Source organism: Pseudomonas karstica, from assembly GCF_009707515.1.
In the GTDB taxonomy this organism is placed as follows: domain Bacteria; phylum Pseudomonadota; class Gammaproteobacteria; order Pseudomonadales; family Pseudomonadaceae; genus Aquipseudomonas; species Aquipseudomonas karstica.
On record NZ_WLYI01000001.1, the window covers coordinates 53,908 to 68,206 of the forward strand.

Here is a 14,299-nt window from a genome sequence, read left to right on the forward strand (position 1 = left end):
CGCCAGCCGGTTCGGGGCACGTCTAAAAAAATCGGTTACGAACGGCCGCCCCGCAATCGCGCATCCCACCCTTTGTTATCGCACTGTTTGGGGCCTCTGGCCCCACTGCGCTACAATCCTGCGCCTTCGCAGCCTGTCGGCTTCAATTTACCCATCAGCCCGTTTTTTTTGCGGGACTGCATCGCGAGGTACCTCCATGGTGCACAGCATGACCGCCTTCGCCCGCGTCGAAAAAGCCGGCGTCCAAGGCACCCTGAGCTGGGAATTGCGCTCGGTCAACAGTCGCTACCTGGAGCCGCACTTGCGCCTGCCGGAGTCTTTCCGCGACCTCGAAGGCGCCGTGCGTGAAGCTCTACGCCAGGGCATCTCCCGGGGCAAGCTGGAATGCACCCTGCGTTTTACCGAAGAAACCACCGGCAAACCGCTGCAGATCGACCGCGACCGCGCCGCGCAACTGGTGGCCGCCGCCGAAGCCATCGCCGGCCTGATCAAACAGCCCGCCGCACTAAATCCGCTGGAAGTCCTGGCCTGGCCCGGCGTGCTGGTGGCCGACGCCAGCGACCCTCAGGCCCTCAACTCCGCAGCCTTGACCCTGTTCAACCTGGGCCTGAAGGAGCTCAAGGCCGGCCGCGAGCGCGAAGGTGCCGAGTTGGCTCGGCTGATCAACGAGCGCCTGACGTCGATCGAAGAAGACGTGGTCACCCTGCGCGAGCTGGTACCACAAATGCTCGCCACCCAGCGCCAGAAGGTCCTCGACCGCTTCGCCGACATGCAGGCTGAACTCGACCCGGTGCGCCTTGAACAGGAAATGGTCCTGCTGGCGCAAAAGAGTGACGTTGCCGAAGAACTCGACCGCCTGAGCACCCATATCCTGGAAGTGCGCCGCGTGCTCAAGTCCGCCGGCGCCGCCGGTCGGCGCCTGGACTTCCTGATGCAGGAACTCAACCGCGAAGCCAATACACTGGGCTCCAAGGCCTTCGATCCGCGCAGCACCCAGGCTGCGGTCAACCTCAAAGTGTTGATCGAGCAAATGCGCGAACAAGTACAGAATATTGAGTAAGGCAACTCCCATGACCCACAGCACCGGCACCCTGTACATCATTTCCGCCCCTTCGGGCGCGGGCAAGAGCAGCCTGGTCAAGGCACTGACCGACGCCGACCGGGAGATCCGCGTCTCGGTCTCCCACACCACCCGGGCCATGCGCCCCGGCGAAGTGAACGGCGAGAACTATCACTTCGTCGAACGCAGCGAGTTCGTGAAGATGATCGAACACGGGGATTTCCTCGAGCGCGCCGAAGTATTCGGCAACCTCTATGGCACCTCGCAAAGCCACCTGCAACAGACCTTGGACGAAGGTCACGACCTGATCCTGGAAATCGACTGGCAAGGTGCCGAGCAAGTGCGTCAACTGATGCCCAAGGCCCGCTCGATCTTCATTCTGCCGCCGTCTCTCCAAGCCTTGCACCAGCGCCTGACCAACCGCGGCCAGGACAGCGACGAAATCATCGCCGGCCGCATGCGTGAAGCCGTGAGCGAGATGAGCCATTATGTCGACTACGACTACCTGATCATCAACGACGATTTTGCCCAGGCCCTGGAAGACCTGAAGGCGATTTTTCGCGCCAATCAACTCCAGCAAAAACGCCAGCAACAGCGTTTTGGCAAATTATTGGCCGAACTGCTCGGCTGACAGGCTCTTCCCAAAACCGCCGCCAGGGCTTTACATTGGCACCTGTAGCGCGTTTTCGATGGCCTGCTAAAAATCAGCGCTTCCCTAAACGCTGGTGATTTTTTAAACTGTTCAGTCCGCTCGCCCAACCGGGCAGCGCGCATCTTGCATTCGCTCCGAGGAATACCATGGCCCGCGTAACCGTTGAAGACTGCCTAGAACACGTGGATAACCGCTTTGAGCTGGTCATGCTCTCTACCAAGCGTGCCCGTCAACTGGCCACTGGCGGCAAAGAGCCCCTGGTCCAGTGGGAAAACGACAAGCCTACCGTTGTGGCTCTGCGCGAAATCGCCGAAGGCCTGATGAGCTACGAGTTCATCGCCAACGCCGAAATCGTTGAAGACGAACCGTTGTTTGCAGCGTTCGAGGACGAGTCCAACGAGGCCGTCTAAGCCTATGCCTGGTCGACGTAGCACGGCGCGGGGTCAACGCCCGCGGCAGGAGTTCATACTTTGCCGAGCATAGACGCCCTCGCCGATCGCTTATCGACCTACCTCGGCCCAGACCAGGTCAACCTGGTCCGCCGAGCGTATTTCTACGCCGAACAAGCCCACGACGGCCAACGCCGACGTAGCGGCGAGGCGTATGTCACCCATCCTCTTGCGGTGGCCAACATTCTTGCCGACATGCACATGGACCATCAGAGCCTGATGGCCGCGATGCTGCATGACGTGATTGAAGACACCGGTATTGCCAAAGAAGCGCTCTCTGCGCAATTTGGCGAAACCGTGGCCGATCTGGTCGACGGGGTCAGCAAGCTGACCCAGATGAACTTCGAGACCAAGGCTGAAGCCCAGGCGGAAAACTTCCAGAAGATGGCCATGGCCATGGCCCGTGATATCCGGGTGATTCTGGTCAAGCTGGCCGACCGGCTGCACAACATGCGCACGCTGGAGGTGCTGTCCGGTGAAAAGCGCCGGCGCATCGCCAAGGAAACCCTGGAAATCTACGCGCCCATTGCCAACCGGCTGGGCATGCATGCCATTCGTATCGAGTTCGAAGACCTCGGCTTCAAGGCCATGCACCCGATGCGCTCCGCGCGCATCTACCAGGCGGTCAAGCGCGCCCGGGGCAATCGCAAGGAAATCGTCAACAAGATCGAAGAATCCCTGAGCCATTGCCTGGCGATCGACGAGATCGAAGGCGAAGTCAGCGGCCGCCAGAAACACATCTACGGCATCTATAAAAAGATGCGCGGCAAGCGCCGCGCCTTCAACGAGATCATGGACGTCTATGCGTTCCGGATCATCGTCGACAAGGTCGATACCTGCTACCGCGTGCTGGGCGCTGTACATAACTTGTACAAACCCCTGCCAGGGCGCTTCAAGGATTACATCGCCATTCCCAAAGCCAATGGCTACCAGTCGCTGCATACCACGTTGTTTGGCATGCACGGTGTGCCGATCGAGATCCAGATCCGCACCCGGGAAATGGAAGAGATGGCCAACAACGGCATTGCCGCCCACTGGCTGTACAAATCCAGCGGCGACGAGCAGCCCAAAGGCACCCACGCCCGCGCCCGCCAGTGGGTCAAAGGCGTACTGGAAATGCAGCAACGGGCCGGCAACTCCCTGGAGTTTATCGAAAGCGTGAAGATCGACCTGTTCCCGGACGAGGTCTACGTGTTCACGCCCAAGGGTCGGATCATGGAGCTGCCCAAAGGCTCCACCGCGGTCGACTTCGCTTACGCCGTGCACACCGACGTCGGCAACAGCTGCATTGCCTGCCGGATCAATCGCCGCCTGGCCCCACTGTCGGAACCACTGCAAAGCGGCTCCACCGTGGAGATCGTCAGCGCACCGGGTGCTCGCCCGAACCCGGCCTGGCTGAACTTCGTGGTCACCGGCAAGGCCCGCACCCATATTCGTCATGCCCTGAAACTGCAGCGTCGCTCCGAATCCATCAACCTCGGCGAGCGCCTGCTGAACAAGGTACTCAACGGTTTCGACAGTGCCCTGGACAAGATCCCGGCCGAGCGCGTGCAAGCGATGCTCCACGAGTACCGCCAGGAAACCATCGAAGACTTGCTCGAAGACATCGGCCTGGGCAACCGCATGGCCTATGTAGTTGCCCGCCGCTTGCTGGGCGAAGGCGAACAACTGCCAAGCCCGGAAGGCCCGCTGGCGATCCGCGGCACCGAAGGCCTGGTGCTCAGCTACGCCAAGTGCTGCACGCCGATTCCAGGGGACCCGATTGTCGGCCACCTGTCCGCCGGCAAAGGCATGGTGGTGCACCTGGACAACTGCCGCAATATCAGCGAGGTCCGCCACAACCCGGAAAAGTGCATCCAACTGTCCTGGGCCAAGGATGTCACGGGTGAATTCAACGTCGAGCTGCGGGTGGAGCTGGAGCATCAGCGCGGCCTGATAGCCTTGCTGGCCAGCAGTGTCAACGCCGCCGACGGCAATATCGAGAAAATCAGCATGGACGAACGCGATGGTCGTATCAGCGTGGTCCAACTGGTCGTCAGCGTGCATGACCGTGTGCACCTGGCCCGCGTGATCAAGAAACTGCGCGCATTGACCGGGGTCATCCGCATCACCCGCATGCGCTCCTAGCCCATCCATTACAAGGAGTCATTCATGACCAAGACCGTTATCACCAGCGACAAGGCACCTGCAGCAATCGGTACTTACTCCCAGGCGATCAAGGCGGGCAATACCGTCTACATGTCCGGCCAGATTCCACTGGACCCAAAGACCATGGAATTGGTTGAAGGCTTTGAAGCACAAACCGTGCAGGTTTTCGAGAACCTCAAGTCCGTCGCCGAAGCCGCCGGCGGCTCGTTCAAGGACATCGTCAAGCTGAACATCTTCCTCACCGACCTGAGCCACTTCGCCAAGGTCAACGAGATCATGGGCAAGTACTTCGAACAACCATACCCAGCCCGCGCCGCCATCGGCGTAGCAGCCCTGCCGAAGGGCTCGCAAGTTGAGATGGACGCGATTCTGGTCATCGAGTAAAACACCCGGCGCAGCTTGCTTTCTCTTCAAACAGGCTGCGCCGACTTCGCTTTAAAAGGATTTCGTAATGCGCAAAGCGCTCGTTGCTTCTTCGTTGCTTGCCCTGTTGCTCGGCGGCTGTGCCAGCAACCCCGCCGACCGTGACGTCAGCGGCACCTGGATCAACCAGGTGGCCATTGATGCAGCATCCCAGGGTGGCCCTTTGCGTGAAGCGCTGCAGGCCTATGGTCCGAACCTCGAATGGGAGGTCAATACCAAGGCTAGCCAAGCGCGCTACTTCAACGGTTTTGAGCGCCCCGAAGGTAAGCTGCAGGGTGAAAAATCCGACTCCTGGAGCGTGGACTTCTACGGCAGCTCGACCACCGAACTCAAGCGCGATGGCAAGCAACTGCTGCAGGTCGCCAACGACAACGAGCCGGAACAGTTCTTTGACCGCCCCCAAGCCCCAGCGCCCCAAGGCGCACCATTGGGTGCCAACTTCGAACGGGCCCTGTACTCGGCCTATATGGGCGGCAGCTGGAAAATCATCAGCGGCAACGGCGAAGGTGCCACCGTGCAGTTCCAGGCCAACGGCCAAGTCTCCGGCCTGCCGGGCGCCGATCAGTACTCGCTGTGCCTGGCTGGCGACTGCGCCTCCATGAGCGGTGGCTACGACAGCATCTGGCTGCAGCAAGGCGGCCAGGGCAATCCATGGATCTTTGCCCGCAAAGGCAAACAACTGGAAATCTTCCAGGCGATCAACACCTCCCAGGCCGACGAAGTCCCTTCGTTTACCCCAGGGCCACGGCAATGGTTGCTGGAAAAGCAGTAACAGTCGTCTAGCTCTTGAAATTGCTGAAGGTCCTTCGGCCCTTATCGCAGCCTCGTACCTCGACAGCGGCTACAGGGATCACTTGTAGCCGCTGGCGCAGCCTGCGATCGGCTGCGCAGCAGTCGCCTGGATCTTGAAATTATCGAAGGTCCTGCGGCCCTTATCGCAGCCTCGCGCCTCGACAGCGGCCACAGAAAACCGCCAAGACAAATTGCTCTTACATCCTTGAACGCATTTTTTAGCCGTTCAGAATCGCCGCATACCCTTCCCGGTAACTCGGATAAGTCGGTGCCCAACCCAGCGCCTTGGCCCGGGCGTTACTGCACTGCTTGCTGCCGGCCCGCCGTACACTGGCGTCTTCGGCCCACTCAGTGACGCCAAGATACTCACGCAACCAACCCACGACGTCGGCCAACGGCGCTGGTGCATCGTCGACGCCGATGTAACATTTCTCCAGCGAGCCGCCCTGCTCCACATGTCGCAACAAAAAGGCCAAGAGCCCAGCGGCATCATCGACATGGATACGGTTGCCATACAACGGCGGCTCGACTGCCACGCGATAGCCCTGGCGCACCTGGCTCAGCAACCATTCGCGGCCAGGACCGTAAATACCGGTCAAACGCACCGCCGTTGCCGGGATACCGCTGTTAACCGCCACTTGTTCGGCTTCCAGCATCACTTGCCCGGAATAGCCGCCAGCCTGGGTTGGCGAGGTTTCATCGACCCATTCGCCATTTTGCTGCCCGTAAACACTGCTACTGGACACAAACAGAAGATGCTTGGGCTCCTGACCATAATCGTTCAGCCATTCGAGCACATGCTGCAAGCCCTCAACATATGCCTTGCGGTAGCCCGGCTCGTCGTGGTCAGTTGCGGCCGCGCAGTACACCAAATAGTCCACACCGCCGATCGGCCACGTTTCAGGACAATCTTTTTTGAACAGGTCACCGGCAATGCCGATCACCCCTTCAGGCAGACGCGAAACATCACGCCGCAGGCCATGAACCTCCCAGCCAGAAGCCAGTAATTGGCAGGCCAGACGGCTACCGACATCGCCACAACCGGCAATCACAACAGAAGGCACAGACATCACAAAACTCCGTTCTTAAAGGTCAAGATTAGCCCTCACAGGTGACCGACGGCCAGGAAATCGACAAATAAAGTTACTGTATTACTTCTGTTAACAAGAATTACTTGCAATAATAACGGCCCATTTGTCCTCGACCCAATGCGGTCTGGAAGGACAAGCCCCTATTTTTTCCTCTCAGGTCCGGCCAGCATGACACGCAATAAACTCCCCGCTTCGCCAACCAAGCCTCACAGCCCATCCCGCGTCTGGCGTGCGATTGCTGCGTTGCTGTTCAGCGTTCTGCTGGCACCGACCGCTGCGCTCGCCGATAACACGGCGCCCGCCACGCAACCCGCCGCCACTGCTCCAGCTCCGGCGGCAACGCCAGCCCCTGAGCAAAACGCTGCCGTGCCAGCTACCGCGCCGGTCGCCACCGACCCGGCCCAAACCGTAGACGCAGCGCCCGCCGACGAGACTGGTGTCGTGCTGGAAGAAGACAACACCTTGGGCATGGCCCACGACCTGTCGCCGTGGGGCATGTACCAGAACGCCGACATCATCGTGAAAATCGTAATGATCGGCCTGGCCATCGCTTCGATCATCACCTGGACCATCTGGATCGCCAAAGGCTTCGAGCTGCTGGGCGCCAAACGTCGCTTGCGCACTGAAATCACCAACCTGAAAAAAGCCACCACCCTGAAAGAAGCCAGCGAAAGCGCGGCGAAGAAGGGCACCCTGGCGCACCTGTTGGTTCACGACGCCCTGGAAGAAATGCGCCTGTCGGCCAACAGCCGTGAAAAAGAAGGCATCAAGGAGCGTGTCAGCTTCCGTCTCGAGCGCCTGGTTGCAGCCTGTGGCCGTAACATGAGCAACGGTACCGGCGTCCTCGCCACCATCGGTTCCACCGCGCCTTTCGTCGGCCTGTTCGGTACCGTGTGGGGCATCATGAACAGCTTCATCGGCATCGCCAAAACCCAGACCACCAACCTCGCCGTCGTCGCTCCCGGCATTGCCGAAGCCCTGCTGGCAACCGCCCTGGGCCTGGTGGCCGCAATTCCTGCGGTGGTGATCTACAACGTCTTCGCCCGTTCGATCGCCGGCTACAAAGCCCAGGTATCGGATGCCTCGGCAGAAGTCCTGTTGCTGGTCAGCCGTGACCTCGATCACCTGCCTTCCGAGCGCAGCTCGCAACCGCACATGGTGAAAGTGGGGTAATCGGCCATGGGCCTGCATTTGAATCAAAGCGACGACGAGCTCGTCGAGAACCACGAAATCAACGTCACGCCGTTTATCGACGTGATGCTGGTGCTGCTGATCATCTTCATGGTCGCAGCCCCCTTGGCCACCGTGGACATCAAGGTCGACCTGCCCGCCTCCAGCGCAAAACCTGCGCCGCGGCCAGAAAAACCGGTGTTTCTCAGCGTCAAGGCAGACCAACGCCTGTTCCTCGGCGAAGAAGAAGTCAAAGCCGAAACCCTGGGGGCGGTACTCGACACCAAGACCCAGGGCAAGAAAGACACGACAATCTTTTTCCAAGCCGACAAGGGTGTGGACTACGGCGACCTGATGAGCGTGATGGACGCCCTGCGGTCAGCCGGCTACCTCAAGGTAGGCCTGGTCGGACTTGAGACGGCAGCCAAAAAATGATCACGACGCGCCACAAACTGACGCGTTATGGCACCAGCCTCGCCGTCGTACTGGGCGTCCACGCCGTCGCGATCATCATCGCGCTCCAGTGGTCGGCGCCACAGGCGGTTCAGTTGCCACCGGCGGCCATGGTCATCGACTTGGCACCGATGCCGGCACCACCGCCTCCTGCTCCACCGAAGGTAGTGACGCCACCGCAACCGCCCGCACCGGTGGAAGAGTTGCCATTGCCGAAACTGGCCGAAGCCCCGAAACCAACCATTCAGGTGCCCAAGCCGGTCAAGCCCAAACCAAAACCGAAGCCGCCCAAGCCTGTGGAGAAAAAGCCCGAGCCACCCAAGGAAAAGCCTTCCGAGGACCCGCCGAGCGAAACCCCGCAGAACAACGCGCCTTCGGAAAAGTCGGCCCAGCCAACGCCTGGCCCATCGCCGCAACAGGTAGCGGCCAAGGCGTCCTGGGAAGGTGCTTTGCTAGCGCACTTGCAGAAGTACAAAAAGTACCCGCCAGGCGCGCAAGCGCGTGGCAAGGAAGGCCTGAACCGCTTGCGCTTCGTGGTCGACGCTGAAGGTAATGTGCTGTCCTACGAACTGGCGGGCCGCTCCGGCAACGCCGACCTGGACCGCGCGACCCTAGACATGATTCGTCGTGCCCAGCCGCTGCCCAAGCCGCCCGCGCACCTATTGAAGGGTGGCAGCATCGAGATCGTTGCGCCGTTTGTCTACAACATCGAGAAACGTCGCCGGTAACACCTGTAGGAGCGAGCTTGCTCCGGGCGGCGTTCCGAAGAAAAACGTCAACGATAACGCGGGGCATCTGAGGCCCCGTGGTGTCATTGAGTTCTTCGCAAACAAGCTCGCGCCTACATAACGTGCGTCTATCGATTGCAGCCGGTATGCTTGGCCCGCAACCTCATGGACGCCCGCTATGACTCTTACAGAATTACGCTACATCGTTACCCTCGCCCAAGAGCAGCACTTCGGCCACGCGGCCGAGCGTTGCCACGTCAGCCAACCGACTTTGTCGGTGGGCGTGAAGAAGCTTGAAGACGAACTCGGTGTGCTGATATTCGAGCGCAGCAAAAGCGCCGTGCGCCTGACTCCGGTGGGCGAAGGTATCGTTGCCCAGGCCCAGAAGGTCCTGGAACAAGCCCAAAGCATTCGCGAATTGGCCCAGGCCGGCAAAAACCAGCTGACCGCCCCGCTGAAAGTCGGCGCGATCTACACCGTCGGCCCGTACCTGTTCCCGCACCTGATTCCGCAACTGCATCGCGTCGCACCGCAGATGCCGCTGTATATAGAAGAAAACTTCACCCACGTGCTGCGCGACAAACTGCGCAACGGCGAGTTGGACGCGATCATCATCGCCCTGCCGTTCAACGAGGCGGACGTGCTGACCCTGCCGCTCTACGACGAGCCGTTCTACGTGCTGATGCCGGCGTCCCACCCTTGGACGCAAAAAGACACCATCGACGCCGCCTTGCTCAACGACAAGAGCCTGCTGCTGCTCGGCGAGGGTCACTGCTTCCGCGACCAAGTGCTGGAAGCCTGCCCGACCCTGACCAAGGGCAACGACGGCGCCAAGCACACCACTGTGGAATCCAGCTCCCTGGAAACCATCCGCCATATGGTGGCGTCCGGCCTGGGCATTTCGATCCTGCCGCTGTCGGCGGTGGACAGCCATCACTATGCTCCAGGCGTGATCGCCGTGCGCCCACTGACGCCACCGGTGCCGTTCCGCACCGTGGCGATTGCCTGGCGTGCCAGCTTCCCACGCCCGAAAGCCATTGAGATTCTCGCCGATTCGGTCCGCCTGTGCTCGGTGGCCAAACCGTCTACTGCGAGCTAAGTAACCGAATGACCGAGTTGTCGCAAGTGTCGGTGACGGTACTCAAGGGTGTGGGAGAAGCCATGGCCGAGAAATTGGCCAAGGTCGGCCTGGAGAATCTCCAGGATGTGCTGTTCCACCTGCCCCTGCGCTATCAGGATCGCACCCGCGTAGTGCCCATTGGCCAATTGCACCCTGGGCAGGATGCAGTGGTCGAAGGCACCGTCAGCGGTGCCGACGTGGTCATGGGCAAACGCCGCAGCCTGGTGGTTCGCCTGCAGGACGGCACCGGCGGCCTGAGCCTGCGCTTCTACCATTTCAGCAACGCACAAAAGGAAGGCCTCAAGCGCGGCACCCGCGTGCGCTGCTACGGCGAAGCCCGTCCCGGCGCATCAGGGCTGGAAATCTACCACCCGGAATACCGCGCCATTAGCGGCGATGAACCGCCCCCGGTGGACACAACGCTTACGCCGATCTACCCGCTGACCGAAGGTCTGACCCAACAACGTCTGCGCCAACTATGCCAACAAACCCTGACGCTGCTCGGCCCGAAAAGCCTGCCTGACTGGCTACCCCAGGAGCTGGCCCGGGACTATCAATTGGCACCCTTGGACGATGCGATTCGCTACCTGCACCACCCTCCGGCCGACGCCGACGTGGATGAGTTGGCCCTCGGTCACCACTGGGCCCAACATCGCCTGGCCTTTGAAGAACTGCTGACCCACCAGTTGTCGCAACAGCGCCTGCGGGAAAGCATGCGCTCCCTGCGTGCCCCCGCGATGCCCAAGGCCAAGCGCCTGCCCGCGCAATACCTGGCCAACCTGGGCTTTGCGCCTACAGGCGCCCAGCAACGGGTCGGCAATGAAATCGCCTACGACCTCAGTCAGAAAGAGCCGATGCTGCGGCTGATCCAGGGTGACGTCGGCGCGGGTAAAACCGTGGTCGCCGCCCTCGCCGCCTTGCAGGCCCTGGAGGCCGGTTACCAAGTGGCGCTGATGGCGCCCACCGAGATTCTCGCCGAGCAACACTTCATCACCTTCAAGCGCTGGCTCGAACCGTTGGGCCTGGAAGTGGCATGGCTGGCCGGCAAGCTCAAGGGCAAGAACCGCGCGGCAGCCCTGGAACAGATTGCTGGCGGCGCCCCGATGGTGGTGGGCACCCACGCACTGTTCCAGGACGAAGTGCAGTTCAAGAACCTCGCGCTGGTGATCATTGACGAGCAACACCGCTTCGGTGTGCAACAACGCCTGGCCCTGCGCCAAAAAGGCGTGGGCGGACGGATGAACCCACACCAGTTGATCATGACCGCCACGCCGATCCCGCGCACTTTGGCCATGAGCGCCTATGCCGACCTCGACACCTCGATTCTCGACGAACTGCCACCCGGCCGAACCCCGGTCAACACCGTACTGGTCACCGACACCCGACGTGTCGAGGTGATCGAAAGAGTGCGCGGAGCCTGCGCCGAGGGGCGCCAAGCCTATTGGGTGTGCACGCTGATCGAGGAGTCGGAAGAACTGACCTGCCAAGCCGCCGAAACCACCTATGAAGACCTCACCAGTGCATTGGGAGAACTCAAGGTCGGGCTGATCCACGGCCGCATGAAGTCCGCTGAAAAAGCCGCAGTGATGGCCGAATTCAAGGCTGGCAACTTGCAACTGTTGGTCGCCACCACCGTGATCGAGGTCGGCGTCGACGTGCCCAACGCCAGCTTGATGATCATCGAGAACCCCGAACGCCTGGGCCTGGCACAGTTGCACCAATTGCGTGGTCGTGTCGGCCGGGGCAGCGCCGCCAGTCATTGTGTGTTGCTGTATCACCCGCCGTTATCGCAGATCGGTCGCCAGCGCCTGGGGATCATGCGTGAAACCAACGATGGTTTCGTGATCGCCGAAAAAGACCTCGAACTGCGTGGTCCTGGCGAGATGCTCGGCACTCGCCAGACTGGCCTGCTGCAATTCAAGGTCGCTGACCTGATGCGCGACGCCGACTTGCTGCCAGCCGTGCGCGATGCGGCGCAAGCCCTGCTCGAACGCTGGCCGGACCACGTCAGCCCGTTGCTCGATCGCTGGCTGCGCCATGGGCAGCAATACGGCCAAGTGTGACGGCTGACGCCCTGTAGGAGCGGGCTTGCTCGCGATGGGTGTCAACGATGACGCGGGGTACTTGGCTAAACGAGGTGTCTTGGGGTTTTTCGCGAGCAAGCTCGCTCCTACAGGGGCCCCTGACAGCCTGGGGCATCACCCACCGCACTTAGTCGACCCTCAACTTTATCAAGCTGGTTATACTCCAATGAATGTAGGAAATTGGATCCAGCCATGACAGAAGTTGCTCTCGCCACGGCCCCCCTGACCGCTCCTTCGGTCATTCGGGTACTGCTCGAAAAGCTTGCCATCAGTTACACGGAAGTCGCCGAGCGGCCTGGGCTGAACGCTGCGCGGAAGGTGCAAGCGGTGCTGCTGGACGACACGGCGGGCGCGCTCATGGTGCTGTTTCCCCAGAGCCAGTTGCTGGACCTCAATCGCCTCACCGAGCTTACCGGTCGCCAACTCAAGGCCGTGTCTCCAGAACGCCTGGAGCGCATGCTCGGCAAACACTGCCTGAGCCTGTTGCCCGGCCTGCCAGCACTGGCCAGTGCACCTTGCCTGTATGAACAAAGCCTGCTGCACGAGCCGACCCTGTTGCTCCACTCGGGCGAAGCAGAGGTGCTGTTGGAGATTGCCAGAGAAGACTTCAAAAGCATGCTGGCCAAGGCCAGCGCCGCCAACTTCGGCGAAGCCCTGAGCAGCATCCAGCCCAACTTCGATCGCCCCAATGATGACCGCAAGGAAATTACCCAGGCGGTGCAGGCGTTTACCGCCCGGCGCATCCAGCAGCGCCTGGAAGCAACCATCGAGATTCCACCCCTGGCCGACACCGCACAGAAGATCATTAAACTGCGGGTCGACCCCAACGCCACGATTGACGACATCACCAGCGTGGTGGAAACCGACCCCGCCCTGGCCGCACAAGTGGTGAGCTGGGCAGCCTCGCCTTATTACGCCTCGCCCGGCAAGATCCGCTCGGTGGAAGATGCCATTGTTCGTGTACTGGGCTTTGATTTGGTAATCAACCTGGCGCTGGGCCTGGCCCTGGGCAAAACCTTGAGCCTGCCCAAAGACCGCCCGCAACAGGCCACGCCGTACTGGCAACAGTCAATCTACAGCGCTGCGGTGATCGAAGGCCTGACCCGCGCCATGCCTCGGGCCCAGCGCCCGGAAGCCGGCTTGACCTACCTGGCCGGCCTGCTGCACAACTTCGGCTACCTGTTGCTGGCCCACGTCTTCCCGCCGCATTTCTCGTTGATCTGTCGGCACCTGGAGGTCAACCCGCACCTGTGTCACAGCTATATCGAGCAGCACCTGCTGGGCATCAGCCGCGAGCAGATCGGTGCCTGGTTGATGCGCTATTGGGACATGCCGGAAGAACTGTCCACCGCCCTGCGTTTCCAGCACGACCCGGACTACGACGGCGAATACGCCGAATACCCGAACCTGGTGTGCCTGGCCGTGCGCTTGTTGCGCAGCCGTGGCATCGGCTCCGGGCCTGATACAGAGATCCCGGACGAACTGCTGGAACGCCTGGGCCTGACGCGGGACAAAGCCGAGGATGTGGTCAGCAAGGTATTGGATGCCGAAGTGTTGCTGCGGGAATTGGCGGCGCAGTTCAGCCAGACTTGACCTTGTAGCCGCTGGCGCAGCCAGCGGCTACAGAGACCGCGTCAAGTCTTTGGTCTTTTCTTCGGTTTCAAATACTTGGTCAACCCCTGGAACCACATCACCAGTGCCGGGTTGCCCTTGATCTGGATCGATTTGTCCTGAATTCCCGTCATGAACGCCAGTTGCTTGTTCTTCGCCTGCATCGTGGCGAAACCGTAGGCGGCGTCTTTAAAAGCGATGGCAAACGCAGGCGCCGGATGTTCACCCGAGCGGCTGGTAATACGCTGGTCTTTGACGATGAAGTGACGAGCAATCTTACCGTCGAGGGTCTGCAGCTGGAACGCCAGGTCCTTGTCACCCAGCTGTTGCTGGAACGCAGGGTTGGTGCGGCTGGCTTTGCCCATCATCAGGCCAAGTACCCAGAGGAGAAGACGAAATTTCATGCAGCGGCCTCGGTGTAATTATTGAGTGGCCGTGGCAGTTTAACGATTTGCAAACAGAACGCCACCGATCTTGCGCATTAGCAGAAGATCGGCTGGCGTTTACCGCTTATAGCA

The 14,299-nt window shown here is 60.8% G+C and carries 14 protein-coding genes; 12 read left to right on the forward strand and 2 right to left on the reverse strand.

Annotated features, from left to right (window positions below; all coding sequences use genetic code 11):
• The first annotated feature begins 196 nt into the window (after positions 1-196).
• The 6 genes from GIR22_RS00245 to GIR22_RS00270 all read left to right on the forward strand — a co-directional run bounded on the left by GIR22_RS00245 (position 197) and on the right by GIR22_RS00270 (position 5,504).
• Positions 197-1,060, forward strand: a complete 864-nt coding sequence (locus GIR22_RS00245; RefSeq protein WP_154741357.1) for a YicC/YloC family endoribonuclease — start codon at positions 197-199, stop codon at positions 1,058-1,060.
• A 10-nt stretch (positions 1,061-1,070) separates the two neighbouring features.
• On the forward strand, positions 1,071-1,691 hold the full coding sequence (gene gmk, locus GIR22_RS00250; protein ID WP_154741358.1) for a guanylate kinase: 621 nt from the start codon (positions 1,071-1,073) through the stop codon (positions 1,689-1,691).
• A 167-nt stretch (positions 1,692-1,858) separates the two neighbouring features.
• Positions 1,859-2,122 (forward strand): DNA-directed RNA polymerase subunit omega, encoded by a 264-nt coding sequence (gene rpoZ / locus GIR22_RS00255; protein WP_003176920.1) that lies wholly within the window; start codon positions 1,859-1,861, stop codon positions 2,120-2,122.
• A gap of 60 nt (positions 2,123-2,182) precedes the next feature.
• Entirely contained in the window at positions 2,183-4,288 is a 2,106-nt protein-coding gene (gene spoT / locus GIR22_RS00260) for a bifunctional GTP diphosphokinase/guanosine-3',5'-bis pyrophosphate 3'-pyrophosphohydrolase (protein ID WP_154741359.1), read from the forward strand.
• 24 nt (positions 4,289-4,312) lie between these two features.
• Positions 4,313-4,693, forward strand: coding sequence for a RidA family protein (locus GIR22_RS00265; protein WP_025130815.1), 381 nt, complete (start codon positions 4,313-4,315; stop codon positions 4,691-4,693).
• A 67-nt stretch (positions 4,694-4,760) separates the two neighbouring features.
• Positions 4,761-5,504: a hypothetical protein gene (locus tag GIR22_RS00270; RefSeq protein ID WP_154741360.1), complete on the forward strand. Its 744-nt coding sequence runs from the start codon at positions 4,761-4,763 to the stop codon at positions 5,502-5,504.
• Positions 5,505-5,742: 238 nt separating this feature from the next.
• Here the strand turns inward: GIR22_RS00270 and GIR22_RS00275 are convergent, their stop codons facing one another.
• Positions 5,743-6,594, reverse strand: coding sequence for an SDR family oxidoreductase (locus GIR22_RS00275; protein ID WP_154741361.1), 852 nt, complete (start codon positions 6,592-6,594; stop codon positions 5,743-5,745).
• Between the two features lie 189 nt (positions 6,595-6,783).
• On the opposite strand from GIR22_RS00275, the gene exbB reads away from it, so the two are divergent.
• From exbB to GIR22_RS00305, 6 genes are all read left to right on the forward strand, one after another.
• On the forward strand, positions 6,784-7,788 hold the full coding sequence (exbB, locus tag GIR22_RS00280; RefSeq protein WP_154741362.1) for a tonB-system energizer ExbB: 1,005 nt from the start codon (positions 6,784-6,786) through the stop codon (positions 7,786-7,788).
• Positions 7,789-7,794: 6 nt separating this feature from the next.
• The gene (gene exbD / locus GIR22_RS00285; RefSeq protein ID WP_154741363.1) at positions 7,795-8,220 is read left to right on the forward strand and encodes a TonB system transport protein ExbD; all 426 of its coding nucleotides are present in this window, start codon (positions 7,795-7,797) and stop codon (positions 8,218-8,220) included.
• Positions 8,217-8,966, forward strand: a complete 750-nt coding sequence (locus tag GIR22_RS00290) for a TonB family protein (protein WP_154741364.1) — start codon at positions 8,217-8,219, stop codon at positions 8,964-8,966. Before exbD ends, GIR22_RS00290 begins: the two co-directional genes overlap by 4 nt.
• A 178-nt stretch (positions 8,967-9,144) precedes the next feature.
• Entirely contained in the window at positions 9,145-10,065 is a 921-nt protein-coding gene (locus GIR22_RS00295; RefSeq protein WP_154741365.1) for a hydrogen peroxide-inducible genes activator, read from the forward strand.
• A gap of 8 nt (positions 10,066-10,073) precedes the next feature.
• Positions 10,074-12,149: an ATP-dependent DNA helicase RecG gene (recG, locus tag GIR22_RS00300; protein WP_154741366.1), complete on the forward strand. Its 2,076-nt coding sequence runs from the start codon at positions 10,074-10,076 to the stop codon at positions 12,147-12,149.
• Positions 12,150-12,362: 213 nt separating this feature from the next.
• Positions 12,363-13,763, forward strand: a complete 1,401-nt coding sequence (locus GIR22_RS00305; RefSeq protein WP_154741367.1) for an aminoacyl-tRNA deacylase and HDOD domain-containing protein — start codon at positions 12,363-12,365, stop codon at positions 13,761-13,763.
• Between the two features lie 41 nt (positions 13,764-13,804).
• On the opposite strand, the gene GIR22_RS00310 is transcribed toward GIR22_RS00305, so the two are convergent.
• Complete coding sequence (locus tag GIR22_RS00310) at positions 13,805-14,185, reverse strand: helicase (protein ID WP_154741368.1); 381 nt, start codon at positions 14,183-14,185, stop codon at positions 13,805-13,807.
• Between the last annotated feature and the right edge of the window lie 114 nt (positions 14,186-14,299).

Bases quoted from the DNA above. Each gene is read 5' to 3' on its own strand.
- GIR22_RS00245 (WP_154741357.1), top strand. From the start codon at position 197: ATGGTGCACAGCATGACCGCCTTCGCCCGCGTCGAAAAAGCCGGCGTC.
- gmk (WP_154741358.1), top strand. From the start codon at position 1,071: ATGACCCACAGCACCGGCACCCTGTACATCATTTCCGCCCCTTCGGGC.
- rpoZ (WP_003176920.1), top strand. From the start codon at position 1,859: ATGGCCCGCGTAACCGTTGAAGACTGCCTAGAACACGTGGATAACCGC.
- GIR22_RS00265 (WP_025130815.1), top strand. From the start codon at position 4,313: ATGACCAAGACCGTTATCACCAGCGACAAGGCACCTGCAGCAATCGGT.
- GIR22_RS00270 (WP_154741360.1), top strand. From the start codon at position 4,761: ATGCGCAAAGCGCTCGTTGCTTCTTCGTTGCTTGCCCTGTTGCTCGGC.
- GIR22_RS00275 (WP_154741361.1), bottom strand. From the start codon at position 6,594: ATGTCTGTGCCTTCTGTTGTGATTGCCGGTTGTGGCGATGTCGGTAGC.
- exbB (WP_154741362.1), top strand. From the start codon at position 6,784: ATGACACGCAATAAACTCCCCGCTTCGCCAACCAAGCCTCACAGCCCA.
- exbD (WP_154741363.1), top strand. From the start codon at position 7,795: ATGGGCCTGCATTTGAATCAAAGCGACGACGAGCTCGTCGAGAACCAC.
- GIR22_RS00290 (WP_154741364.1), top strand. From the start codon at position 8,217: ATGATCACGACGCGCCACAAACTGACGCGTTATGGCACCAGCCTCGCC.
- GIR22_RS00295 (WP_154741365.1), top strand. From the start codon at position 9,145: ATGACTCTTACAGAATTACGCTACATCGTTACCCTCGCCCAAGAGCAG.
- recG (WP_154741366.1), top strand. From the start codon at position 10,074: ATGACCGAGTTGTCGCAAGTGTCGGTGACGGTACTCAAGGGTGTGGGA.
- GIR22_RS00305 (WP_154741367.1), top strand. From the start codon at position 12,363: ATGACAGAAGTTGCTCTCGCCACGGCCCCCCTGACCGCTCCTTCGGTC.
- GIR22_RS00310 (WP_154741368.1), bottom strand. From the start codon at position 14,185: ATGAAATTTCGTCTTCTCCTCTGGGTACTTGGCCTGATGATGGGCAAA.